Genomic DNA, 237 nt, shown 5'->3' with positions numbered 1-237 from the left:
CGGCGTACGCCGGGGCCGGGGCGCTCGGCCTGTTCGGCTTCGGCGGGCTGGCCCGGGGGCGGACCGGCCGGGCCTGGGTGCTGGGGCTGTTCGGGAGGTACCGGGGGACCGTGCGGCGCACCGGTCTGCTCTGGGTCAATCCGCTGCTGCTGCGCCGCCGGGTCGACGTACGGCTGCGGCACTGGCGCAGCGAGCCGATGCCCGCGGCGGACGGCAGCGGGGTGGCGCTGCGGGTGG

Annotated in this window: 1 pseudogene; it reads left to right on the top strand. The window is 79.3% G+C overall.

Annotated elements, in window-relative coordinates:
* A pseudogene (locus tag CCN42_RS45545) lies at nt 1-237 on the top strand (SPFH domain-containing protein); the annotation flags it as partial.

This window comes from Streptomyces glaucescens, assembly GCF_002154375.1.
GTDB classification, from domain to species: Bacteria; Actinomycetota; Actinomycetes; order Streptomycetales; family Streptomycetaceae; genus Streptomyces; species Streptomyces glaucescens.
The sequence above is the reverse complement of the archived record's forward strand: the minus strand, read 5'-3'. Positions and strand labels throughout refer to the sequence as shown.